This window comes from Paenibacillus andongensis, from assembly GCF_025369935.1.
Classification (GTDB): domain Bacteria; phylum Bacillota; class Bacilli; order Paenibacillales; family NBRC-103111; genus Paenibacillus_E; species Paenibacillus_E andongensis.
The window spans coordinates 4,680,892-4,702,563 of sequence record NZ_CP104467.1 but is presented as its reverse complement, the minus strand read 5'-3'; the positions used below and the strand labels follow the sequence as shown (position 1 = coordinate 4,702,563).

Here is a 21,672-nt window from a genome sequence, read left to right as displayed (position 1 = left end):
TCTTAACCGATTTTATCCGCAATGAAATAAGCTAGCTTTAATAAAAAAGCCGTTATTCCGGCTGCCATTAAGGGGCCAACCGGAATGCCGCGCATAAATATAATGCCAAATATAGAACCAATCACAAGACCCACAATTAATTGTGGGTCTAATTTTAGCAGTTCCAACCCTTTTCCATTCATATAGGTAGCAATAGCTCCGCCAAGTAGTGCGATGATGCCCGGCCAAGTGGTGAATACTGACAGGATATCCTTCAAGGAGATGCGCTCGCTGGCAAAGGGGACCAGCACCCCAATCGTTAAGAACAACAACCCGAGTTCTAAACCTCTGCGCTCCATCGTAGGGAAAAAACGGTCTAACCCAATAAGCTTAATCGCAAGTAAAATACAAGCAGCGGTCGTAATAATGGGTGATCGGCCAATGAGTCCAATAATAATGAGAATAACTAAGAGCAAATCGCCATTCATAGTGTCAAAACCCCTCGTCCTCATAACTTCAATCTTAGTTTATGAGAAGGGCTTGTATTTAGAACGCAGACGAGTTTGTCAGTGGTTGAACAGTACCATCTGATCTCGTTCCAAGACGGGGACAAGATCTGTGGTATTCGCTTTTGAGCACAAAGCCAAATCAGCCTGGAAACCAGACTTATTCATTTTCTTTCCATTATTGCAGCTTAATATGGTTTCATACAACGTATCCTTCGATTGCAGATAACACCCTCGCATAGCCATGCCGAAATCATTGACTGCCATATTTTTGTCACCGAGCATAATTGACAATTCCTCAAGGATTAGACCTGCGCAAAGCCCATCTTCCAATGAGAAAACATCTTGAGTACCTGCACACAAAATAACGGTGTCCCTTTTGAAATCAATCGCGGCTTTCGCACAGGCTCTGCTATTCAATAGAGCTCCCGCTATAACGTGATCGGCTTTCATCGCTTTCTGAATGCCTCTTGTTCCATTTGTGGTTGTGAGAATAATTCGCTTGCCTTGGACGGCTGCTTTTGTGTATTCCAGTGGCGAATTACCGAAATCGAAACCAGGAATCTTTTTGCAAAAACGTTCGCCTCCAAGCAAATCACCTTCTCGAAATAACTCTTTTGCCTTCAGAACCGTTTCGACAGGAACAATGGCTTTGCAATCGTTCATTAATGCGGTGATGATCGTGCTAGTTGCACGTAAAACATCAACGACTATGACGGTTTTATGGAGAAATTCGTCACTTCTAGCTTCGCCGATGTTGGCGACAACCTCGATATGCATCGTTTAATCCTTTCTGGTACCCAAAGACAACGTATCGGAACGGAGTCCTCTCCGTAATGCTTCCAACGCAATCAACTCATCCGGCGGAATATTGCCCAAGTGGATGTTGGGGCCTAGCATGTTAATTAAATGCACCTGCTGACTTTTGAGCGGTGCTTCCCATAAGAGCTGCTCCCCGGGAATGGCGGTAAGCACTCTTTGCAGCTCGTCGTCTTTACATTTCCCGTTCTGATCAAAAATACCTACGCCCATGCCGGATTCCCGTGCTTCAATGGTAACCATTTTTGCCCCGAGTTCTGTGTCAATCAAGACCGTTTCTATTAATTCCTCTAACTCAATGGAGGAACCCCAGCCTTTCTTGCCATATTCGGTAATGACCTCGAAACCCTCTTCCAAACCTCTGGCAATAAGCTCATTTCGAAGTCTGCGCTCCATCTCAATCGTCCCGTCAGAAATTTCAACACCATTAAAACCAAGTGCGATTAGCATGTCAAAAAAAGAGTTTACTGCATTTTGTCTGATAGCGACCTCCAGAAAGGTCCCCCCCGGATAAATGCATATGCCGTTTTCTTTTGCTGAATTAATCTTACTTTTAAGTACGTGTAACGGATAAAGCGGCGAGGTACCGAAGCCAATTTTGATCATATCCAGATGGCTGCTAGACGTGCTGAGCAGATCTTGATAAGCGTTCAACCCTAATCCTTTATCCATCACCATCGTTTTGCCCAGCGTTCTTGGTTTAGCCTGCCTTTGTCCTGTAGGATCGGCTAGAACGGGGTTCCATTTCAAATGAGAGGTCAATTCCATCGGTAATTCTCCTCACTGTCCTTTGAAGGTTCAATTCTGTGTTCAGCATATGCATCTTCACAAATGGAGGTGCCCAGCATGCCTAAAATCAGACGAGCTTGCATAAGGTAGGGTAAAAAGGGTGAGCTGCCGTTGCGCTCTACTGGAGTTACTATCGAGTGCTCCACGAATTTATAAAAACGTCCAGGACTCCATTGTAAAGCTGTTCCTTTTATTGGGTTGAGTTGGTAGGAACAGCTTTACAAAAGTCGCTCTTCCTGCCTTTTATAAATTCGCTCCGCGGAGTAACTTTGGCAAAGTTCAAAAGAGCTCAAACATTTTACAGGGAGGTAGTAGAAAAAAATGAACAAAATTGTCCTAACGATGGCTTCGCTGAGGATGATGTCGGGGAGTATCGAAATTATTGCAGCGATCTTGATGCTGAGGCTTGCGACGGTGGAGAAAGCGCTGCTGGTCAACTCAGGGCTGGCTCTAGTAGGTCCTCTAGTATTACTAGCAACAACGACGATTGGATTGGTAGGGATCGCAGAGAAACTATCAATGGGTAAGATGCTTTGGGTGATTGCTGGGGTTAGCTGTCTGTTTATAGGTATTTTAAAAAAGTAATCGGTCATATTTCTTTCTATTAAGCATAGAAATAAGTATAGAAGACTGGACAACTTGGAGGGATGTCTCCCTATGCTCGATTCGATTATGCACTTGCTGCCTCAAACCTTTCGATTTCTCTTAGCCGCATTGCCGCCAGACGTACAAGCTAGTGTTGAAGAAATCAGGGTGAGAGAGTCACGGCCCCTTGAGATTAGCTGGGGGGATCGTTATACCTTTGTAGGTGAACGGGGGGAGATGGTGACACAGGAAATGAAGGCATACAAGCCTTCACGGCAGGACTGTCTTACGCTGTTAGAGATGCTCACGAATCATTCCTTGTATACCTTCGAGGAAGAGCTGCGAAGAGGCTATATTACGATTGCTGGCGGTCATCGAGTAGGACTAGCAGGGCGAACCGTTTTGGACCAGGGACATGTCAAGCAAATACGTGATGTGAGTTCTTTTAATATCAGGATTGCCCGTGAGATCCAAGGGGTCGGTCGAGAGGTGTTACCACAGTTATTTGATCCTTTGCTAAGAAGCATCCATCATACGCTCATCATTTCACCTCCGCAGCATGGGAAGACTACGTTGATCCGCGATCTAGCTAGATTGATTAGCAGGGGAGAGTGGGGAGCGAATAACGTATCGACGGCTGGTAAGAAAGTGGGAGTAGTAGATGAACGATCGGAACTGGCTGCATGTATCAAAGGAGTGCCTAGATTCGATCTGGGGCCGCGTACCGACGTCATGGATGGTTGTCCGAAGGCGGAAGGCATGATGATGATGATTCGATCGTTATCACCAGATGTTCTGATTGTGGATGAGATTGGGCGTCCAGAAGATGCAAATGCCATCCATGAGGCTGTACACACCGGGATTCGCGTCGTAGCTACTGCGCATGGTGCAGATTATGAGGATGTACGCAGGAGACCAGTTTTGAAGCAGCTGCTGGATGAGGGTGTATTCACGAGATATGTCATCCTGCATAGAAGAAAAGGTGCACTGGCCTCTTATCGCATCTTGGATTCTCTGGGGAAGTCCTTGGAACTCTATCCTGTACGTAAAGGATGATGCTAGATGCTTAAATTTGTCGGTGGGGTTCTTATTATCGGCGCTGCCACATTGTTTGGCTTCCTAAAGGCTGCGCACTATGTAAGGCGTCCCAAGCAAATTCGTAGTCTTATCAGTGCGTTAGGGAGAATGGAGACGGAAATTATGTACGCACTCACGCCGCTGCCTGAAGCATTCGCCTCACTAAGCAAGCAGGTTGCAGAACCGCTATCTTCCTTATTTCGAATAACTTCAGAGCGTTTATCGAAGAGTGACGGTAAATCCACCCGCGAGATTTGGCAATGGAGTGTCAATGATGTATGGACAAGAACTTCGATGAAGCAAGCGGAACAAGAAGTGGTGCTGCAGCTGGGAGCTGTTCTTGGGCTCACAGATCGAAGTGATCAAATCAAACATTTACGGCTCGCGATTAGTCAACTTCAAACGGAAGAAACCGAGTCTAGGGAAGAGCAGAACCGCTACGAGAAAATGTGGAAAAGCCTAGGTGTCTTAATCGGAGCATTGATCGTGATAGTGATGTATTAAGGGTAGCAAGGGATACTTGGCCGTACAAGTGAGTTCCTTGTCAACAGAGTGAGGTGCCTGGAATGAACGTAGATGTGAATGCCATTTTCCAGATCGCCGGCATCGGTATCATCATTGCGATGATCCATTCGGTGCTCAAGCAGATGGGCAAAGAGGATATGGCACACTGGGTCACGGTCATTGGCTTCGTGGTCGTGCTCTTTATGGTCGTCAGTATGCTCGATCATTTATTTAAAGAAATCAAAACGATCTTCCTATTCCAATGAGGTGGGCCTGATGGAAATCATCCAGATCGTAGGTTTAGGACTCATCGTTACGATATTAACGCTCATCATCAAAGAGCAGAAGCCAATGTTCGCTTTCTTGCTGGCAGCATTTACGGGCATCATGATTTTCTTGTTCCTGATCGGTAAAATTTCTTCTGTCATCCAGGTACTTGAAGACTTAGCTCAAAAGTCAAGTATTAACATGGTTTTTCTCAAAACAATACTGAAAATCATTGGCGTTGCTTACATCGCTGAATTCGGCGCTCAAATCGTGCGAGATGCCGGCCAAGAATCAATTGCCTCCAAGATCGAGCTTTCTGGGAAAGTGCTCATTATGGTGATGGCTATTCCAATCATTTCCGTCATCATAGAGACCGTCGTTAAACTGCTCCCTGCTTAGATGATCCATGAGGAGTGACATTTATGAATCTACTTTATTCGCACCAGAAGCTGAACAACCGCTGGATTATTTTGTTCATCATGACAATGGGCCTTTGGCTTGGATTGACGGGTACTATGGCCGCTGAATCGCCAACGGATATCATGATCAAGGAGCAGGCCAACCATCTAAACACCGAACCTGTTGAGCAATATTGGGATAAGCTCATGAAGGATTACGGCGGTTACTTCCCTGAAAGTAAGACGCCAACCTTCATGGAATTGCTGCTTGGGACCAAGGGCATTAGCATGAAAAGCATTTTCAAGGGGCTACTAAGCTATGTGTTCCACGAAATCATCATTAATGGAAAGCTGCTAGCTTCGATCGTGATCCTGACGATTTTCAGTATGATTCTTGAAACACTGCAAAGCTCCTTTGAAAGAAACACGGTTAGCAAGCTTGGTTATTCAATTACCTATATGGTTCTGATCATTATAGCCATAAACAGCTTCAGCGTAGCAATCGGTTACGCCAAAACGGCTATTTCATCCATGATTCAATTCATGATTGCCATCGTTCCTTTGCTGTTAACTCTTTTGGCATCTATGGGAAATGTTACTTCTGTGGCGATTTTACATCCACTGATTGTGTTCATGATCCATTCAGTTGGCACAGCGATATATGTGTTTATATTCCCTTTGTTGTTCTTTTCCGCTGTTCTGCACATCGTAAGTTCTCTAAGTGAGAAATACAAAGTCACCCAGTTAGCGAACCTGCTGCGCACAATAAGTTTAAGTATGCTGGGCGTATTCGTCACTGTTTTCCTTGGCGTAATATCGATTCAAGGGACTGCCGGAGCGGTTAGAGATGGGGTTGCGATTCGAACGGCAAAATACATTACCGGAAACTTTGTCCCCGTTGTGGGACGCTTATTCTCGGATGCGACAGAGACAGTGATTGGGGCATCGCTGCTTGTGAAGAATGCAATCGGACTCGTCGGCGTTGTCATTCTAATCATGTTGTGTGCATTTCCAGCTATTAAAATTTTAACGCTAGCTTTCATCTATAACTTATCCGCAGCGATCATGCAGCCCTTGGGAGATAGTCCGATAATCGCTTGTTTGCAAACGATTGGGAAGAGCTTAATTTATGTTTTTGCGGCACTGGCAGCCGTCAGCCTCATGTTCTTTTTAGCTCTAACGATCATGATTGCGATCAGTAATGTCTCCGTGATGATGCGGTGAAAGGAGGCAGCTATGGATTGGTTAGCGGGATGGCTAAAAAGCGTCATCATGGTCATTATGTTGGCTACATTTGTTGATCTACTACTTCCTAGTAATACCATGCAGCGATATGTCAAAACAGTTATGAGTTTATTCATCCTGCTCACGCTTTTAACGCCAGTACTTCAATTGTTTCAAAAGAATTGGGACATTGATCAATTGATCGGTCAAGCGGAGCAGCGGCAAAATGAGAAAACAATGCTTGCGAGCAGCGGCGGTGGAAATTCATTAATGAAATCGCTCGATGTGATAACGAAGGATGCCCAAAAGCTTCAAGAAGCAGGACAAAAGCAATCGCAGCAAATGATTCAAACACAGCTGGCTGAGCTGATGAAAGAGGATTTACAGAAGCAAACTGAGTTGATCATCCAAGATGTTCAAGTGCTGGCGCAAATTGACAATAACGGGAAACCCGCTATAACGAAAGTCAGGGTAACCCTTGATGATATAGAAACGACGAAACAGGGACAATCAAAGTCAGCTTCCAAAAGCATAGCGGTCATGGAACCAGTCAAGCCAATTGATCCGATACGGATCGAATCAACAACGAATCTGCAGGGAAGTAACCCAAGCGACTTAGAAGCAGCTGCTCAGCCTAAGTTATCGTCACGAATCGAGCAAGAGGTTGACCATCTTAAGCAAAAAATCGTACGTGATTGGACCTTGGAGCCTACACAGATTGATATCCAAATGAAACAAAGGAATGGAAGGATTGCGAGGTGATAGGGTGGGAACATTGCTGCAATGGATGGAGCACAAATTCGGCGGAGGTCCGGGAGGACCCAAACGCAAGAACACGCTCTTGTGGGTCGTAATGATTGGACTCTTGGGAGCTGCGCTGATGATTATGAATGCATTTATGACTGTAAAAGATGTTGATCCCATCAATGCGGGCAGAGCCTCTCCGCAACCCAGCAAAGAGACATTTCTCAACAGTACATCTAAAGAAAATTCTAGCTTTCACGATTATGAAGCAGCCTATCAAACACAGTTGAAGGAGATTTTGCAGAAAATTGTGGGCGTAGGCGATGTTGAAGTGCTCGTTACAATTGAGTCCACGGAAGAACTGACAGTCGACAAAAATTATAATGACAATCAGCAAATGACGACAGAACGCGACAATGGTGGAGCGACACGGAATATATCCCAGGTAACGCGGAGTGGTGAAGTGGTTGTCTATCAAGTTTCCGGTGACCAGAAACCGCTTGTGCTTAAATACATTAAACCTAAGATCAGAGGCGTCATCGTTGTCGCCAAAGGCGCCGAGAATCTCACAGTGAAAAAAATGATTACAGAAGCTGTAGAGCGAGGACTTGATGTGCAAGCGAGTAGGATCTCTATTTTACCCCGCAAAACCGGGGGATGAATGTGGTAGTCAATTAAAATTGAGGAGGAATTTCAATGAATGCGAAAAGACAAACAATTTGGCTCGTTTCTATGCTTAGTTTAATGGTGGTGCTTTCCGCCTATTATTTGTTCACAGAGGATGTTAACAAGCTTGACTTAGCAACAACAGAAACGGTCAATAAATCACAAGAAGTGAAGATTGATATGAGTCAGGTTGACCCTGCGAACGCGGCCAAAACAGATGTGAAAGCGACAACAGGCGGAGATGCAAAAGTCGACACAAAAGCTGTAACTCCGCAGAACCCAACAAAAACAGACGTGAAAACCGATGCTAAAACGGATGTTAAAACGGATGCTAAAACAACAACGCAAGATGCTTCCAAAGCAGCTCAACCAAATACAGCCAAAACGGATGATCAAGTTCTGAAGATTGTTGAAGAACAAGCGAGAACGACATCTGCTAGCGATTATTTCACGAATGAGCAAATGAAACAAAGAGATTATTTTAGCAAAGCTTCCTCTGATTTAATGGAAATCATTATCGATTCCAAGAAGACGCCGGAAGCTGTTGCCAAAGCGACAAATGATTTAGCGAAGCTGACAGATATTCAAGAAAAAGTAGAAAATTTACAAGATGTGCTGATGAAAGATTTCCCGCAAGCTATTATTAATCAAGATGGTAACAAGTGGAAAGTAACTGTTCAAAGCGATAAACTAGAGAAAAGCCAAGGCGTAACGATCGTTGATATGGTGATGAAAGAGCTTGGTACAGGTCCGGAAAATATTAAGATTCAATATGTTCGTCCTTAGTAAAATGAGGTGAGATTAGCCTGCCTAGGATGGCGATGGAAAGGGTCCTGACAAACTGGACTCTTTCCATTTCCTGCGTTTATGGGTATAATACATACGTTGCGGCTATGAAACCGCATTTTTTACTGGTTCACCAACCTTGAAGGAGTGACATGAATGTTTAAATTGAGTGAAATCAAAGAGTTGATCAAACTCGTCGATCAATCCTCTTTACAAGAGCTTGAAATCGAAAATGAAGGTGCACGCCTTTCTATTCGCAAGCCGAATAAAACGGAGCCTGTCTATGTAACAGCCCCCGTTCAACAAACGTATGCTCCGATCGGTCAAGCAAGCATTGCTAACACAGCGCCTGCTGCCGCTCTCGAAGCTTCTATCCCTACGACTAATGGACATGCTAAGCAAGAGGACTCATCTTTACATAAGATAGTTTCACCGATGGTAGGAACGTTCTATCAGTCTGCTTCTCCTGGCTCTGCTCCTTTCGTAAGTGTTGGCTCCAAAGTAGGCGACAAAAACGTCGTCTGTATTGTGGAAGCTATGAAATTGATGAATGAAATCGAAGCTGAAATTAAAGGTGAAATCGTTGAAGTGCTCGTAGATAACGGTCAGCTTGTTGAGTACGGACAACCTTTATTTTTAGTTAGACCAGAGTAAGCGATTAGTAAGCTTATGCTTATGACGCAGTTTTGCTTGAGCAAAACTCAGTACACGCTTATGATGCAAGTTTTCCTAACGGAAAACTCTTAGGAGGTAAAATAATGAAATTTCATAAAATCCTAATAGCGAACCGCGGAGAAATTGCTGTTCGTATTATCCGAGCTTGTCGTGAGCTTGGCATTTATACAGTAGCTGTCTATTCTGAGGCTGATCGTGATGCGCTGCATGTGCGTCTAGCCGATGAAGCTTATTGCATTGGGCCGACTGCCTCCAAGGACAGCTATTTGAACTTTACGAACTTGATGAGTGTTGCTACGCTAACAGAATGTGATGCGATCCATCCAGGATACGGCTTCTTAGCGGAAAATGCGGACTTCGCAGAAATTTGCGAGAGCTGCAATATTACCTTTATCGGTCCATCCCCAGATGCCATAAGCCGGATGGGTGATAAAGCGGTTGCCAAGCAAACGATGAAAGAAGCTAGAGTTCCGATCATTCCAGGGTCAGACGGTTTGGTTGAGAACATTGAAGACGCGATCGTCATTGCCAGAGATATCGGGTACCCGATCATCATTAAAGCGACAGCAGGCGGCGGCGGTAAAGGTATCCGTATTGCCGAGAATGAGGAAACACTCGTACAGCAAATAACTGCCGCGCAGCAAGAAGCACAAAATGCTTTTGGTAACGCAGGTATATATTTAGAGAAATACTTAACAGGCATGAAGCATGTTGAGATTCAAATTTTAGCTGATAAACACGGTAATGTTATTCACTTAGGTGAGCGTGACTGTTCCGTTCAGCGCCGTAGACAGAAGCTTGTTGAGGAAGCTCCATGCCCGATTCTGACAGCTGAAACACGCACAGCAATGGGGCAAGCGGCTGTTCGTGCAGCGAAAGCCGTTAATTACTCAGGTGCAGGAACACTTGAGTTCCTACTTGGTCCTGATGGGAATTTCTACTTCATGGAAATGAACACGAGAATTCAGGTTGAGCATCCGGTAACCGAAATGATTACAGGAATCGATATCATCCAAGAGATGATTCGTGTTGCAGAAGGCAATCCATTATCTTTTGCACAAGAGGACGTCCGCATCAATGGATGGGCCATTGAGTGTCGTGTGAATGCGGAGGATCCGAATCGGAACTTCATGCCTTCAGCCGGTCAAGTGAAATTCTACTTGCCGCCAGGTGGTTTTGGCGTTCGTGTTGACAGCGCGGTATATCCGGGCTACACAATCCCTCCACACTATGATTCTATGATCGCGAAGCTGATCGTTTGGGGAAGTACGCGTGAAGAAGCGATTGCCCGTATGAAAAGAGCGCTCACCGAATTTGCGGTGGATGGCGTGAACACAACGATTCCATTCCATTTGAAGCTGCTTGAGCACAAGAAATTTATCAAGGGTGACCATGATATTAAATTCTTGGAAGAGCATGACGTGAATGATCCAGAATCGTAGACAAACATTTGTCATATTTTTGGTGAAATGGTATAGTAATAAATTAAGATGGCTTATCCAAACCATGGATTAAGCAAGGGAAAGCTTACGAAGAAAGTTTGTTTCACAAACTCTAGGGAGGTGCCACAATGAGCACAATCGCTCCGGATTACGTCAAAACAGACATGGGCAGCATCCAAATTGCCCCCGAGGTTATCGAAATCATTGCCGGTTTGGCAACGGTGGAAGTGCAAGGAGTAGCGGGGATGAGTGGCGGATTAGCTGGCGGCATTGCTGAATTACTTGGACGCAAAAATTTGTCCAAAGGCGTAAAGGTAGAAGTCGGACAACGTGAAGCAGCCATTGACGTCTCCATCATTATTGAATATGGCAATCGAATTCCAGAAGTTGCAAGCGACATTCAACAGAATGTGAAGCACGCCATTGAATCGATGACAGGCTTAAACGTTGTTGAAGTCAACGTTCATATTCATGATGTTCATTTTAAACAGGCAGATAAACCGGTTGAAGAAGAAACAGCAGCTGCCCATCGAGTGAAATAGGCGGATTGCTGCATCCATATGGATCAATTGAAACCCCCTACAGGTTGCAGGGGGTTTCCTCTAACTATAGGAAGGGGACAAGCTTACGTGGGTAAAATTGTGGACAGGCTCTTGCTACTTCTCTATAGCCTAATTATTCTAGTTGCTTCTATCGTTGTTTTGTTCACCGCTTCGAGCTGGATCCCGTTAGAACAAGCAGGTCAAATGCTAAGTAATTTTTATTTCGAAAAAAGCTTTGCGTACCCGGCGATTATCATCAGCCTGATCATGCTGCTGATCTCTGTTCGCTTCCTCATTTTGACACTGCGTCGTGGTCGTTCTCAGGCGCCATCGATCGACCAACGAACGGATTTCGGAGATATTCGCATCTCGATAGAAACAGTTGAGAACTTATCTTTGAAAGCTGCTGGTCGAATCAAAGGATCCAAAGATCTGCGCGCCCGTGTAAGGGTGAATCAATCAGGTCTAGAAATTACGATCAGAACCATTGTGGATGGGGAAAGTTCGATTCCTGAACTTACTGAAGAGATGCAAAGTACAGTGAAAAGTTACATCGAAGATATTACTGGCATTCCTGTAGCTTCCGTAACCGTATTCGTAGCGAACATCGTGCAATCAGCCCCAACTTTTAAAAGCCGAGTCGAATAGAGGTGAACCCACTCATGTGGAATGAGCTGTGGGCGTCCCATAGGGGCAAAGTGATCGGAGTGGCAGCAGGCGTTTTCTTCGGCTTCATTTATTTATTTTTTGGTTTTTGGGATATGTTGATCTTTGGATTCATTGTTCTGCTCGGCTTGTATGTAGGGAACAAACTGGATCGGAAAGAGAGTTTCGTCATTCTTGAAGACATTTGGCGCTATCTCACGCAAAAATGGAGAATGTTTCGCTAAAATCCCTGGTTCTACCATGGATTTTTTTGTTTGGATTCATTCCAATATGACGTATACTAGTAAAAAGAGATTTTAGGACGAATTACACAATCGAATGCTTACGAAGTCAATTTTCTGGCGAAAACTTTAGGAGGACCACAATGAAACGCAGAGTTGCACGAGAAATTGCTGTACAAAGCCTTTACCAAATCCAGATGAATGAGGCTACACCTCAGGAAGCTGTCCAAATTGCGATTCATGAAGCAGAACATGATAATGAAACAGAGTTGAATTTTTCCGGAGATAAAATTGACCCTCTTTACATTATTGAACTCGTTGAGGGTACATACAGTAACAAAGTTAGAATTGATGAACTGCTTGAAGAGTACTTAAAAGGATGGGCGATGGACAGGCTCTCACGGATTGATCGTGAAGTGCTGCGTTTAGCTGCGTATGAAATGCTATACAGAGATGATGTTCCACCTAAAGTTGTCGTCAATGAGGCGATTGATTTGGCCAAGCATTATGGCACGGAGGAGTCAGGTAAGTTCGTTAACGGTGTACTTGGTAAAATGATTAAAGAAGTTGAAGAGTTGAAGGGCAAAGTAACACCGTCCTAATTAGCATTGATTATTCAACCATTTATATATTTAGCTTTAGCAAGCCCGAAGCAAATGTTTTTCACAAAACTCTTAGGGGGAAATAACATGTCTGCACAAGTTATTAATGGGAAAGAACTCGTGAGTTCCATCCGTGAGGAGATCAGGTCGGATGCGGCCGCGCTTACTGCGCAAGGCAACCAGCCTGGTCTTGTCGTTGTTATTGTGGGAGAAGATGCGGCTTCACAGGTCTATGTAAGAAACAAAGCGAAAGCCTGTGATGATGTAGGAATTTATTCCGAAGTACATCGTTTACCGGAACATACAACGCAACAAGAGTTAATTGCACTTATTCATAAATTTAATAGCGATAACCGAATTAACGGCATTCTTGTTCAATCACCGCTGCCTAAGCATATCAATGAAGAAGCAGTTGTTGATGAAATTGATCCGCTTAAGGACGTGGATTGCTTCCACCCCATGAATGTCGGTAATTTGATGATTGGCAAAGACGGTATGAAGCCATGTACACCGCATGGTGTTATCGAAATTCTAAAACGCACAGGAGTCGAAATAGCAGGTAAGCACGCTGTTGTTGTAGGAAGAAGCAACATCGTAGGCAAACCAATGGCTATGCTGCTTCTGCGCGAGCACGCGACGGTATCCGTTGTTCACTCTCGTACTCCGAATATGGAGGAAATCACGAAACAAGCGGATATTCTTGTTGTTGCGGTCGGTAAAGCACATTTGATTAAAGCTCATCACGTGAAGCCTGGTGCTGTCGTTATCGATGTGGGGATGAATCGTCCTGCTGATGGTAAACTGACAGGGGATGTTGATTTCGAAGCGGTTAAAGAGGTTGCAAGTGCAATTACACCGGTACCTGGTTGCGTAGGTCCAATGACGATTACGATGCTGCTTCGCAATACCGTTGATGCTGCTAGCCGCGCAGCTAAAGCGAATGTGAGCGTTTAATCGAGAGTATGGCGAGAAACGAGACGAAGATCTTATCTGTCAAGGATTTGAACCGGTATATTAAACTCATGCTAGAGAGCGATTCCCGTCTGCAGGATGTTTGGGTTCGTGGGGAAATCTCTAATTTCACTCACCATTCCAGCGGCCATATGTATTTTACGATTAAAGACGCAGATGGCAGGCTGAAAAGCATCATGTTTGCTTCTCATAACCAGAAGCTCGGTTTTATTCCGAAAGAGGGAACGAAAGTGATCGCTCGCGGTAATATTTCCGTATATGAAAGAGACGGAGCGTATCAGTTCTATGTGACGGCGATGCAGCCAGACGGCATCGGCAGTTTGTATATGGCCTTCGAGCAGCTTAAGAAGAAGCTCGAAGGGGAAGGGCTGTTCGCGGCGGAGCGCAAGAAACCGATTCCTCGGTTTCCGCGCGCGATCGGCGTGATCACGTCACCGACGGGGGCCGCCATTCGTGATGTCATTATCACGCTGCAACGGCGTTTTCCGTCGATTCCGATTCTCCTGTACCCGGTCTTGGTACAGGGGGCTGGGGCGGCACCTTCGATCATCAAGGCGATCGAAGTGATGAACCGGCTCGGTGAAGCCGACGTGCTCATCGTTGGCCGCGGCGGCGGCTCGCTCGAGGAGCTCTGGGCATTCAACGAGGAGGCCGTTGCGCGGAGTATCGCCGCTTCCGCAATTCCCGTCATCTCGGCCGTCGGCCACGAGACGGACTTTACGATCGCGGACTTCGTCGCCGATCTCAGAGCGCCGACGCCTACGGCGGCGGCCGAGCTCGCGGTGCCGCACCACCACGAGCTGAAGCAGCAGCTGTCGCAGCTGTCGCAGCGGCTGCACTACGGGCTGCTCCAGCAGCTGCGCCGCAAGCAGGAACGGCTGGAGCGCGCGAAGCGCTCCCCGTTCCTGACGAACCCCCGCAGGCAGCTGCTGATGCAGCCTGCGGAGCGGCTCGACCGGCTGGCGGAGCAGCTCGGTTACCGCATGCGCCAGCGTATCACGCTGCTGGCGGAACGGCGATTGAAGCTGGAGCGCCGCTTATCCAGCTTCAATCCCAAAGAGCAGGCCGTGGCCGCAAGGCGGCGCTTGGATACAGCGGGGCGGCAGATGTTCACGGCCATGCAGACCCTCCTGCGCACGAAGAAGCAGGAGTGGCAGTCCGGCGTCCGTCATTTGGACGCCCTCAGCCCGCTGAAGGTCATGCAGCGGGGCTACAGCTTGGCGTATGACGAACAAGAGCAGGAGCTCATTCGTTCCGTCTCTCAAGTGAAGGTTGGGGATTTCGTTAAGATTCGTCTGAAGGACGGTAGATTGAATTGTCAGGTATCGGGGATGGAGGAGAACAGAGATGTCTACGAGTGAAACGGAAGTTAGCTTTGAACTAGCCATTGAACAGCTGGAGCGCATTGTTGCCCAATTAGAAAGCGGCGATGTGCCATTGGAGAAAGCCATTGAGTTATATCAGGAAGGCGTGCGGCTCTCCCATCTGTGCGGTGTGAAGCTTGAACAAGTGGAGAAGAAAATTGAGATGCTGGTTGAAGGTGAAACAGGCACTGTGAGCAGGAAGCCTTTCCAACCTGTCTTGGAAGATAAGGGGAATTAGGTTGAAGAAGACGTCAACGATTCATGAATATATTGCTTCCCATGCAGACATGGTCGAAGCAGCTTTAATTCAAGCGCTGCCTACAGCTTGGGACGTTCCTGGTTCTCTACGTGAGTCCATGAACTATTCCTTAATGGCTGGAGGCAAGCGCTTGCGCCCCATTCTGGTACTCGCAGCCGCTGAAGTGCTTGGGGGCTCCCTAGAAGCTGCGATGCCTGTTGCTTTAGCTATTGAGATGGTTCATACCTACTCTCTGGTTCATGACGATTTACCAGCAATGGATAATGATGATTATCGCCGTGGCAAGCTGACGAATCATAAGGTATACGGGGAGGCCATGGCCATTCTAGCTGGCGATGCATTGCTGACGCAAGCATTCTTCAGCGTTACGCAAGCTCATAAAAGCCATGGCATTCCAGCAGAACGCGTGCTGGCTATTACAGAAGAACTTGCCATATATGCGGGAGCAAGAGGGATGGTTGGCGGTCAAGCCGCAGATATGCTTGGGGAGCAAGGCATGACCAAACTCGAAGAATTAACCTTTATTCATATGCATAAGACGAGTGATCTCATTGTTTTCTCCTTACGTGCTGGCGGTCATATTGCCGGTGCAACGGATGCGCAACTGAGTGCACTTAGTGAATTCGGCAATGCTATTGGTCTTGCTTTTCAAATTCAGGATGATATTTTGGATATTATCGGTGATGAGAAGAAGTTAGGTAAGCCCGTGAAGAGCGATGAGAAGCAGCAGAAGGTAACTTATCCCTTTTTTATTGGGTTGGAAGCCTCGGAACAGAAGGTCAAGGATTTAACGAATCATGCCAAAGAAACACTGCTTCGTGCACAGATTGCACACCCTGAGAGGCTTCTCCAACTGGCGGATTACTTAATGCAGAGGGATCATTAAATCCTTTATTGGGATCAACTTTTCCACTAGTGTTGAGTCGTTTTACACGAAATACCCAAATTATGATATAATGGTGAAATCGATCTCAGTATTTTCACATTGAAAGTGAGGAAACAAGCGTGCTGCTCGAACAAATCAATCGGCCTGAGGACTTGAAGCGTTTATCCTTGACGGAGCTTGAGACATTGGCTGGTGAAATTCGTCAATTTCTGATTGAGAAGCTTTCCGTTACAGGTGGACACTTGTCCTCCAATTTAGGTGTGGTTGAGCTCACCATTGCTTTACATACCTTGTTCCACAGCCCGTATGATAAATTTATTTTTGATGTGGGTCATCAAGCTTACGTACACAAAATTTTAACCGGTCGCAAAGATAAATTCGATACCCTGCGCAAGTACAAGGGACTTTGTGGATTCGTTAAACGTTCTGAAAGTGAACATGACGTCTGGGAAGCCGGGCATAGCAGTACTTCGCTATCTGCCGCAATGGGAATGGCGATGGCTCGCGATCTTAAAGGTGAACACAATAAAGTTGTTGCCGTTATCGGTGATGGGGCGATTACCGGTGGTATGGCGTTAGAAGCAATGAACCACATTGGTCATGAGAAGAAAAATATTATGGTCATTCTGAATGACAATGAAATGTCGATTGCGCCCAATGTCGGGGCTATTCATAATTATTTGAGCAAAATTCGTTCGGATCGTCATTATCTGAAGGCCAAAGAAGAAGTTGAACATTTACTAAAGAAAATTCCTGCCATCGGCGACACCTTGGCCAAAACCGCGGAAAAGCTGAAGGACAGTCTCAAATATTTTGTACTAAACGGTGTTTGGTTTGAGGAATTAGGGTTCACTTACATTGGGCCTGTAGATGGACATAATTTGCCGGTGTTGCTCGACACGCTTAAACAGGCCGAGAAAGTAGGCGGTCCTGTGCTTGTTCATGTCGTAACGACCAAAGGTAAGGGATACACGCCAGCCGAACAGGATTCGCATAGTTGGCATGGTCCAGGACCTTACAAGATCGAATCAGGTCAAGTACTTAAATCCGTAGGTCCTCCTATGTATACAGAAATTTTTGGGAATACGTTAATCGAGCTTGCTGAGAAGGACTCCAGAATTGTTGCGGTTACTCCTGCTATGCCTGGAGGCTCTGGGTTATTGAAGTTCGCGAAGCAGTTTCCTAACCGGATGATTGACGTCGGGATTGCGGAGCAGCATGCGGCTACACTTTGTGCAGGACTTGCGAGTGAAGGGTTGAAACCGGTATTTGCCGTCTATTCCACTTTTCTACAGAGAGCTTACGACCAAGTCGTTCACGACATTTGCCGTCCGAAGCTGAATGTTACATTTGCTATTGACCGTGCGGGGTTTGTGGGTCCTGATGGTGAGACTCATCATGGCGCATACGACATTTCATTTTTACGGTCGCTGCCGAACATGGTGCTTATGATGCCGAAGGACGAACGTGAGTTAAGAGATATGATGCAGACTGCTCTTGAGTACAATGATGGACCTATCGCATACCGCTATCCAAGAAATAGTGGAACGGGTTCGAGTATTGTTGACGCGCCAAAAGCAATCCCAATCGGTACGTGGGAGACACTACGTGACGGTGATTATGCGGCTGTACTTGCTGTAGGACCGATGGTGCAGATTGCGGAAGAGGCAGCCGAACAATTAGCTAAGGAAGGCATCAACCTTCGCATTGTCAATGCACGATTCATTAAGCCGCTGGATGAAGCCTACTTACTTCAGTTAGCGAGCGAGTCTATTCCAATGATCACGATGGAAGAAGGGGCAATCCAAGGCGGACTTGGCAGCAGCGTCATGGAATTCTATGCAGCCAAAGGAGTCGTTGGACTAAACGTTCAAATCATGGGTATCCCGGATTACTTCGTTGAGCATGGAAGCGTGAAGGAACAACGTGAAGAAGTTGGACTTACCGCTCAAAACTTAATCGCTGAAGTGAAGAAACTAGTGCCACGTAAACGACAACGAGCATAAGGATATGGATGATAAGAATAGGAGTAACACAAACACAATGTCATCGGATAAAGAACGATTAGATCTATTGCTTCTTGAGCAAGGTTATTTCGAAAGTAGAGAGAAAGCAAAGGCCGCCATTATGGCAGGCCTTGTTTTTGCTGACGAAGAACCTGTAGATAAAGCGGGAATGAAGATCAGCCGTAAGGCTGTTTTGAAAGTGAAAGGGGCCATTCATCCTTATGTAAGTAGAGGCGGCCTTAAATTAGAGAAGGCATTGAAACAATTTGATATCGACTTAAACGGAGCAGTTATGCTAGATATAGGAGCATCGACAGGCGGGTTTACAGACTGTGCTCTGCAAAATGGTGCTTCTTCTGTATATGCTGTTGATGTTGGCTATAATCAATTGGACTGGTCGCTTCGTAATGATGAACGTGTTCATGTTATGGAGAGAACGAATTTCCGCTATACGAAAATGGAGGACTTGAACGGTCCACGACCTACCTTTGCAAGCATTGATGTTTCGTTCATTTCATTGCGTATTATTTTACCGCCACTGAAGGAGATCTTGTTAAATCAGGGGCGAGTGGTTGCCCTCATTAAGCCTCAGTTCGAGGCAGGTAGAGAGAAAGTTGGGAAATCTGGTGTTGTACGCGATCCCGATGTGCATGTGGATGTGCTGACCACTGTGTTAACTTTTGCAGAAGAGTTAGGCTTTCGCTTGAAAGGGCTGACCTTCTCACCGATAACAGGCGGAGAAGGGAACATTGAATTCCTTGCCTATTGGTCTAGTGATACGGATGACAGTGTTTCTCTTGCTGACGCTTCTTCTCTGAAGGTTTTGATTGCGGAGACGGTCAAAGAAGCACAAAAATTGCACGGCAAATAAACTCATCTTTGAGAACGCCTTTGCGGCCCAGAGATGGGTTTTTTCACTTACGCTTGCTTCATAAAAAAGGATTTTCCGGGTAAATCCGCGAATACTATGGCGAGGTGAAGGACATGGAACAAGGCGATGTTAAAGTCATTTTGTTAATCCTGATCATAGTTGTAGGCATTATCTTTTGGCGATTCCAAAGGTGGCTAGACGGACCGAATAAGAAGCGAAGAAGGTTTCCTAGACACTCAGAAATACCGCAGGATGAAGTTGTGGAACTGCTTGAAGGAGCTGGCTTCGATGTGATTGCCGGTAAAACGAAAATCCCTATCAGGATGACGATCAATGAAAGAGAACAGCTGGAAAGCCGGTTATTCATCGACTATTTTGCCCAGAAAGAAGAGCAGATTTACCTCGTGAAAGTAGCGAAGGAACGTAAACCGCTTGAAATGACAGGCAGCGCTGTTCGAGATATGCTGCTAGCCTATAGTTTGATTTATCCAGAAGCTGACGGCGTGCTATATGTGGATATGGCTCTAAACAAAATAAAAAAAATCACATTTCATATAGAGGTGTAAGGATGAAAGGTCAAAGGCATGTAAAAATCAGAGAGATTATTACGAACCACGAGATTGAAACGCAGGATGAATTGGTAGAGACTCTTCGAGCTGCTGGCTTTCATGTCACACAAGCGACAGTCTCACGCGATATCAAAGAGCTTCATTTGATTAAGGTTCCCTTAGATGATGGCAGATATAAGTACTCCATGCCGGCCGATCAGCGATTTAATCCGATGCAAAGACTGCGAAGGGCTTTGAGTGACCATTTTGTAAGCATCGACCATACCGACAATCTTGTCGTGATGAAATGTTTGCCAGGCACCGCGAACACGATATGCGCACTTATTGATAATCTGGAGTGGAACGGTGTTATGGGGACGATTTGCGGAGATGATACTATTCTTGTGATTTGCCGCGGCAAAGAGAACAGCCTTACTTTTGTGGATGAAGTTATGTCATTACTATCTTAATTTCAGGGGGAGCACATGCTTACAGAACTTTCGATTCGTAATTTGGCTGTAATTGAACATGTACATATTCGTTTTAAAGCTGGTTTTCATGTCCTAACAGGAGAAACAGGTGCAGGTAAATCGATCATTATCGATGCCTTAACACTCATTGTTGGCGGTAGAGGATCTTCGGAGTTGGTACGCTATGGTGCGGACAAAGCAGAGATTGAAGCAATGTTCGAATTACCGCCTACGCATCCGGTTTGGCATACGCTTACAGAACTCGGCATCAGTGCGGATGCCAGTGAACATTTACTCATTCGTAGAGAAATCACCGCGTCGGGTAAAAGCTCCAGCCGAATTAATGGTCAGCTTGTAAACTTGACGATGCTTCGCAAAACAGGGGAGTGGCTGGTTAATATTCATGGTCAGCATGAGCATCAATCCCTGCTAAATGTAGATGAACATGTTGATTCTCTCGATTTATTCGGTGATTCTGAAGTTGAGGCTGCGAAAAAAAACTATCAAGCTAGCTATGATCAATACATGAAGCTGCAAAAAGAGCTGCGAGAGATTCAAGAAACTAGCAAACAGGCGCTGCAAATGCTAGATTTATATCGTTTTCAAATCGATGAAATTTCGGCTGCAAAGCTCAAAATGGGGGAAGACGAGACCTTAATCGAAGAGAAGCGAAAACTGGCTAACGCGGAAAAATTATTTCAAAGCACTTCTGAGGCTTATGATTTCCTCTATGCGACCAACCGTGGCTTAGATGCTGCCGGAAAGGCTGTTTCCAGACTGCAGGATATCGTACAACTTGACCCTACGAAGCTAAATCCTCTTCTCGAGCAGGCGCAATCCGCTTATTATCAAATGGAAGACGCTGCCTATCAACTGCGTGACTACCGAGATGGCATTGAGTTTAACCCTTCACGTTTGGATTTTATTGAACAAAGATTAGATCTGATCACGTCTCTTCGGCGAAAATATGGAGAGAATATTAAAGAAATACTCGTTTATTTGGATAAAATTAAAAGTGAAGTCGACACCATTGAAAATAAAGATGAGCATATTCGTAAATTAGAAGACAAGCTTGCGGCCGAAGAAAAGCAGTTGGGTGTAGCAGCTTTGGATCTTTCCAATTTGCGCAAAGGGATTGCAGTACAGCTTGCAGGTCAAATTGAGCACGAACTACGCGATTTGCAGATGGAACGCACGCAGTTCCGTGTGCAAGTGGAACAAATACTTGACGAACGCGGCATTCTAGTTGAAGGCAACAAAGTACGTTTCTCACGGCAAGGAATCGATCAAATTGAGTTTCTCATGGCACCCAATCCTGGAGAGCCTTTACGCGGTCTTAGTAAAATTGCTTCTGGCGGAGAGCTCTCTCGTATTATGCTCGCGATGAAAACCATATTTGCACGGATTGATCAAATTCCTGTACTTGTATTCGACGAAGTGGATACGGGTGTAAGTGGCCGCGCGGCGCAAGCTATTGCAGAGAAAATGTCCGCATTGTCGACAAACTGCCAAGTTTTCTCGATTACGCATTTACCACAAGTGGCTAGTTTCGCAGATGTTCATTTCTACATTCGTAAAGAAGTAGATCAAGAACGAACATTTACGCGTGTCCAAGATATGCCTGATTCTGGACGAATTGAGGAATTAGCGAGGATGCTCGGGGGTGTTGAAGTGACGGAAACCACCCTGCATCATGCTGGGGAAATGCTTGCCATGGCAAGAAATAAGAAAGCAAGGGCATGAAAGTATAGATAGTCAGCATTTTCAGTTATAAAACGGGGAGAGTGGGGTTAACTTAAAGGTA

At 45.6% G+C, this 21,672-nt stretch carries 27 protein-coding genes; 24 read left to right on the top strand and 3 right to left on the bottom strand.

What is annotated here, in order from left to right; translation table 11 throughout:
* Positions 1-2: 2 nt before the first annotated feature.
* The 3 genes from NYR53_RS21540 to comA form a co-directional block, all read right to left on the bottom strand.
* On the bottom strand, positions 3-467 hold the full coding sequence (locus NYR53_RS21540; RefSeq protein ID WP_261301221.1) for a DUF441 domain-containing protein: 465 nt from the start codon (positions 465-467) through the stop codon (positions 3-5).
* Between the two features lie 78 nt (positions 468-545).
* Entirely contained in the window at positions 546-1,265 is a 720-nt protein-coding gene (locus NYR53_RS21535; protein ID WP_261301220.1) for a 2-phosphosulfolactate phosphatase, read from the bottom strand.
* A gap of 3 nt (positions 1,266-1,268) precedes the next feature.
* Complete coding sequence (comA, locus tag NYR53_RS21530) at positions 1,269-2,072, bottom strand: phosphosulfolactate synthase (protein WP_261301219.1); 804 nt, start codon at positions 2,070-2,072, stop codon at positions 1,269-1,271.
* A gap of 342 nt (positions 2,073-2,414) precedes the next feature.
* Here comA and NYR53_RS21525 point away from each other — a divergent pair, with 342 nt between their 5' ends.
* From NYR53_RS21525 to recN, 24 genes are all read left to right on the top strand, one after another.
* Positions 2,415-2,678 (top strand): YqhV family protein, encoded by a 264-nt coding sequence (locus tag NYR53_RS21525; protein ID WP_029197161.1) that lies wholly within the window; start codon positions 2,415-2,417, stop codon positions 2,676-2,678.
* Positions 2,679-2,750: 72 nt separating this feature from the next.
* On the top strand, positions 2,751-3,734 hold the full coding sequence (gene spoIIIAA, locus NYR53_RS21520; RefSeq protein WP_261301218.1) for a stage III sporulation protein AA: 984 nt from the start codon (positions 2,751-2,753) through the stop codon (positions 3,732-3,734).
* 6 nt (positions 3,735-3,740) lie between these two features.
* Positions 3,741-4,259 (top strand): stage III sporulation protein SpoIIIAB, encoded by a 519-nt coding sequence (gene spoIIIAB / locus NYR53_RS21515; RefSeq protein WP_261301217.1) that lies wholly within the window; start codon positions 3,741-3,743, stop codon positions 4,257-4,259.
* 62 nt (positions 4,260-4,321) lie between these two features.
* On the top strand, positions 4,322-4,525 hold the full coding sequence (gene spoIIIAC, locus NYR53_RS21510) for a stage III sporulation protein AC (RefSeq protein ID WP_029197158.1): 204 nt from the start codon (positions 4,322-4,324) through the stop codon (positions 4,523-4,525).
* 10 nt (positions 4,526-4,535) lie between these two features.
* Positions 4,536-4,925 carry a stage III sporulation protein AD gene (spoIIIAD, locus tag NYR53_RS21505; protein ID WP_056837867.1) on the top strand — a complete coding sequence of 130 codons (390 nt, stop codon included), beginning with the start codon at positions 4,536-4,538 and terminating at the stop codon, positions 4,923-4,925.
* Between the two features lie 23 nt (positions 4,926-4,948).
* On the top strand, positions 4,949-6,148 hold the full coding sequence (gene spoIIIAE / locus NYR53_RS21500) for a stage III sporulation protein AE (RefSeq protein WP_437180059.1): 1,200 nt from the start codon (positions 4,949-4,951) through the stop codon (positions 6,146-6,148).
* Positions 6,149-6,160: 12 nt separating this feature from the next.
* Positions 6,161-6,910 (top strand): stage III sporulation protein AF, encoded by a 750-nt coding sequence (spoIIIAF, locus tag NYR53_RS21495; RefSeq protein ID WP_261301216.1) that lies wholly within the window; start codon positions 6,161-6,163, stop codon positions 6,908-6,910.
* Between the two features lie 4 nt (positions 6,911-6,914).
* A complete protein-coding gene (gene spoIIIAG / locus NYR53_RS21490) occupies positions 6,915-7,553 on the top strand; it encodes a stage III sporulation protein AG (RefSeq protein WP_367618555.1) in 639 nt (212 codons plus the stop codon).
* A 35-nt stretch (positions 7,554-7,588) separates the two neighbouring features.
* Positions 7,589-8,344 (top strand): SpoIIIAH-like family protein, encoded by a 756-nt coding sequence (locus NYR53_RS21485; protein ID WP_261301215.1) that lies wholly within the window; start codon positions 7,589-7,591, stop codon positions 8,342-8,344.
* Between the two features lie 156 nt (positions 8,345-8,500).
* Positions 8,501-8,998 carry an acetyl-CoA carboxylase biotin carboxyl carrier protein gene (accB, locus tag NYR53_RS21480; RefSeq protein WP_261301214.1) on the top strand — a complete coding sequence of 166 codons (498 nt, stop codon included), beginning with the start codon at positions 8,501-8,503 and terminating at the stop codon, positions 8,996-8,998.
* Between the two features lie 104 nt (positions 8,999-9,102).
* Positions 9,103-10,461 carry an acetyl-CoA carboxylase biotin carboxylase subunit gene (accC, locus tag NYR53_RS21475; RefSeq protein ID WP_261301213.1) on the top strand — a complete coding sequence of 453 codons (1,359 nt, stop codon included), beginning with the start codon at positions 9,103-9,105 and terminating at the stop codon, positions 10,459-10,461.
* A gap of 128 nt (positions 10,462-10,589) precedes the next feature.
* Positions 10,590-11,003: an Asp23/Gls24 family envelope stress response protein gene (locus NYR53_RS21470; protein ID WP_261301212.1), complete on the top strand. Its 414-nt coding sequence runs from the start codon at positions 10,590-10,592 to the stop codon at positions 11,001-11,003.
* An 87-nt stretch (positions 11,004-11,090) separates the two neighbouring features.
* The gene (amaP, locus tag NYR53_RS21465) at positions 11,091-11,651 is read left to right on the top strand and encodes an alkaline shock response membrane anchor protein AmaP (protein ID WP_047673941.1); all 561 of its coding nucleotides are present in this window, start codon (positions 11,091-11,093) and stop codon (positions 11,649-11,651) included.
* A gap of 14 nt (positions 11,652-11,665) precedes the next feature.
* Positions 11,666-11,893 (top strand): DUF2273 domain-containing protein, encoded by a 228-nt coding sequence (locus tag NYR53_RS21460; protein ID WP_261301211.1) that lies wholly within the window; start codon positions 11,666-11,668, stop codon positions 11,891-11,893.
* Positions 11,894-12,033: 140 nt separating this feature from the next.
* Complete coding sequence (nusB, locus tag NYR53_RS21455; protein ID WP_261301210.1) at positions 12,034-12,492, top strand: transcription antitermination factor NusB; 459 nt, start codon at positions 12,034-12,036, stop codon at positions 12,490-12,492.
* 87 nt (positions 12,493-12,579) lie between these two features.
* Positions 12,580-13,446, top strand: coding sequence for a bifunctional methylenetetrahydrofolate dehydrogenase/methenyltetrahydrofolate cyclohydrolase FolD (gene folD, locus NYR53_RS21450; RefSeq protein WP_261301209.1), 867 nt, complete (start codon positions 12,580-12,582; stop codon positions 13,444-13,446).
* 8 nt (positions 13,447-13,454) lie between these two features.
* The gene (xseA, locus tag NYR53_RS21445) at positions 13,455-14,825 is read left to right on the top strand and encodes an exodeoxyribonuclease VII large subunit (protein WP_261301208.1); all 1,371 of its coding nucleotides are present in this window, start codon (positions 13,455-13,457) and stop codon (positions 14,823-14,825) included.
* A complete protein-coding gene (xseB, locus tag NYR53_RS21440) occupies positions 14,812-15,066 on the top strand; it encodes an exodeoxyribonuclease VII small subunit (RefSeq protein WP_029197145.1) in 255 nt (84 codons plus the stop codon). Before xseA ends, xseB begins: the two co-directional genes overlap by 14 nt.
* A 49-nt stretch (positions 15,067-15,115) precedes the next feature.
* A complete protein-coding gene (locus NYR53_RS21435; protein WP_261306469.1) occupies positions 15,116-15,973 on the top strand; it encodes a polyprenyl synthetase family protein in 858 nt (285 codons plus the stop codon).
* A 119-nt stretch (positions 15,974-16,092) separates the two neighbouring features.
* Entirely contained in the window at positions 16,093-17,979 is a 1,887-nt protein-coding gene (gene dxs, locus NYR53_RS21430) for a 1-deoxy-D-xylulose-5-phosphate synthase (RefSeq protein ID WP_261301207.1), read from the top strand.
* A 37-nt stretch (positions 17,980-18,016) separates the two neighbouring features.
* Positions 18,017-18,850, top strand: coding sequence for a TlyA family RNA methyltransferase (locus tag NYR53_RS21425; protein WP_261301206.1), 834 nt, complete (start codon positions 18,017-18,019; stop codon positions 18,848-18,850).
* Positions 18,851-18,963: 113 nt separating this feature from the next.
* On the top strand, positions 18,964-19,416 hold the full coding sequence (locus NYR53_RS21420) for a hypothetical protein (protein WP_261301205.1): 453 nt from the start codon (positions 18,964-18,966) through the stop codon (positions 19,414-19,416).
* Positions 19,417-19,418: 2 nt separating this feature from the next.
* A complete protein-coding gene (gene ahrC / locus NYR53_RS21415; protein ID WP_029197140.1) occupies positions 19,419-19,868 on the top strand; it encodes a transcriptional regulator AhrC/ArgR in 450 nt (149 codons plus the stop codon).
* A gap of 15 nt (positions 19,869-19,883) precedes the next feature.
* Positions 19,884-21,611: a DNA repair protein RecN gene (gene recN, locus NYR53_RS21410; RefSeq protein ID WP_261301204.1), complete on the top strand. Its 1,728-nt coding sequence runs from the start codon at positions 19,884-19,886 to the stop codon at positions 21,609-21,611.
* The last annotated feature ends 61 nt before the right edge of the window (positions 21,612-21,672 follow it).

Bases quoted from the DNA above. Each gene is read 5' to 3' on its own strand.
- ahrC (WP_029197140.1), top strand. From the start codon at position 19,419: ATGAAAGGTCAAAGGCATGTAAAAATCAGAGAGATTATTACGAACCAC.
- NYR53_RS21460 (WP_261301211.1), top strand. From the start codon at position 11,666: ATGTGGAATGAGCTGTGGGCGTCCCATAGGGGCAAAGTGATCGGAGTG.
- spoIIIAA (WP_261301218.1), top strand. From the start codon at position 2,751: ATGCTCGATTCGATTATGCACTTGCTGCCTCAAACCTTTCGATTTCTC.
- comA (WP_261301219.1), bottom strand. From the start codon at position 2,072: ATGGAATTGACCTCTCATTTGAAATGGAACCCCGTTCTAGCCGATCCT.
- NYR53_RS21535 (WP_261301220.1), bottom strand. From the start codon at position 1,265: ATGCATATCGAGGTTGTCGCCAACATCGGCGAAGCTAGAAGTGACGAA.
- spoIIIAE (WP_437180059.1), top strand. From the start codon at position 4,949: ATGAATCTACTTTATTCGCACCAGAAGCTGAACAACCGCTGGATTATT.
- xseA (WP_261301208.1), top strand. From the start codon at position 13,455: ATGGCGAGAAACGAGACGAAGATCTTATCTGTCAAGGATTTGAACCGG.
- spoIIIAD (WP_056837867.1), top strand. From the start codon at position 4,536: ATGGAAATCATCCAGATCGTAGGTTTAGGACTCATCGTTACGATATTA.
- spoIIIAC (WP_029197158.1), top strand. From the start codon at position 4,322: ATGAACGTAGATGTGAATGCCATTTTCCAGATCGCCGGCATCGGTATC.
- spoIIIAF (WP_261301216.1), top strand. From the start codon at position 6,161: ATGGATTGGTTAGCGGGATGGCTAAAAAGCGTCATCATGGTCATTATG.
- nusB (WP_261301210.1), top strand. From the start codon at position 12,034: ATGAAACGCAGAGTTGCACGAGAAATTGCTGTACAAAGCCTTTACCAA.
- NYR53_RS21420 (WP_261301205.1), top strand. From the start codon at position 18,964: ATGGAACAAGGCGATGTTAAAGTCATTTTGTTAATCCTGATCATAGTT.
- NYR53_RS21470 (WP_261301212.1), top strand. From the start codon at position 10,590: ATGAGCACAATCGCTCCGGATTACGTCAAAACAGACATGGGCAGCATC.
- spoIIIAB (WP_261301217.1), top strand. From the start codon at position 3,741: ATGCTTAAATTTGTCGGTGGGGTTCTTATTATCGGCGCTGCCACATTG.
- accB (WP_261301214.1), top strand. From the start codon at position 8,501: ATGTTTAAATTGAGTGAAATCAAAGAGTTGATCAAACTCGTCGATCAA.
- folD (WP_261301209.1), top strand. From the start codon at position 12,580: ATGTCTGCACAAGTTATTAATGGGAAAGAACTCGTGAGTTCCATCCGT.
- accC (WP_261301213.1), top strand. From the start codon at position 9,103: ATGAAATTTCATAAAATCCTAATAGCGAACCGCGGAGAAATTGCTGTT.
- NYR53_RS21525 (WP_029197161.1), top strand. From the start codon at position 2,415: ATGAACAAAATTGTCCTAACGATGGCTTCGCTGAGGATGATGTCGGGG.
- NYR53_RS21540 (WP_261301221.1), bottom strand. From the start codon at position 467: ATGAATGGCGATTTGCTCTTAGTTATTCTCATTATTATTGGACTCATT.
- NYR53_RS21425 (WP_261301206.1), top strand. From the start codon at position 18,017: ATGTCATCGGATAAAGAACGATTAGATCTATTGCTTCTTGAGCAAGGT.
- NYR53_RS21485 (WP_261301215.1), top strand. From the start codon at position 7,589: ATGAATGCGAAAAGACAAACAATTTGGCTCGTTTCTATGCTTAGTTTA.
- recN (WP_261301204.1), top strand. From the start codon at position 19,884: ATGCTTACAGAACTTTCGATTCGTAATTTGGCTGTAATTGAACATGTA.
- xseB (WP_029197145.1), top strand. From the start codon at position 14,812: ATGTCTACGAGTGAAACGGAAGTTAGCTTTGAACTAGCCATTGAACAG.
- NYR53_RS21435 (WP_261306469.1), top strand. From the start codon at position 15,116: ATGGTCGAAGCAGCTTTAATTCAAGCGCTGCCTACAGCTTGGGACGTT.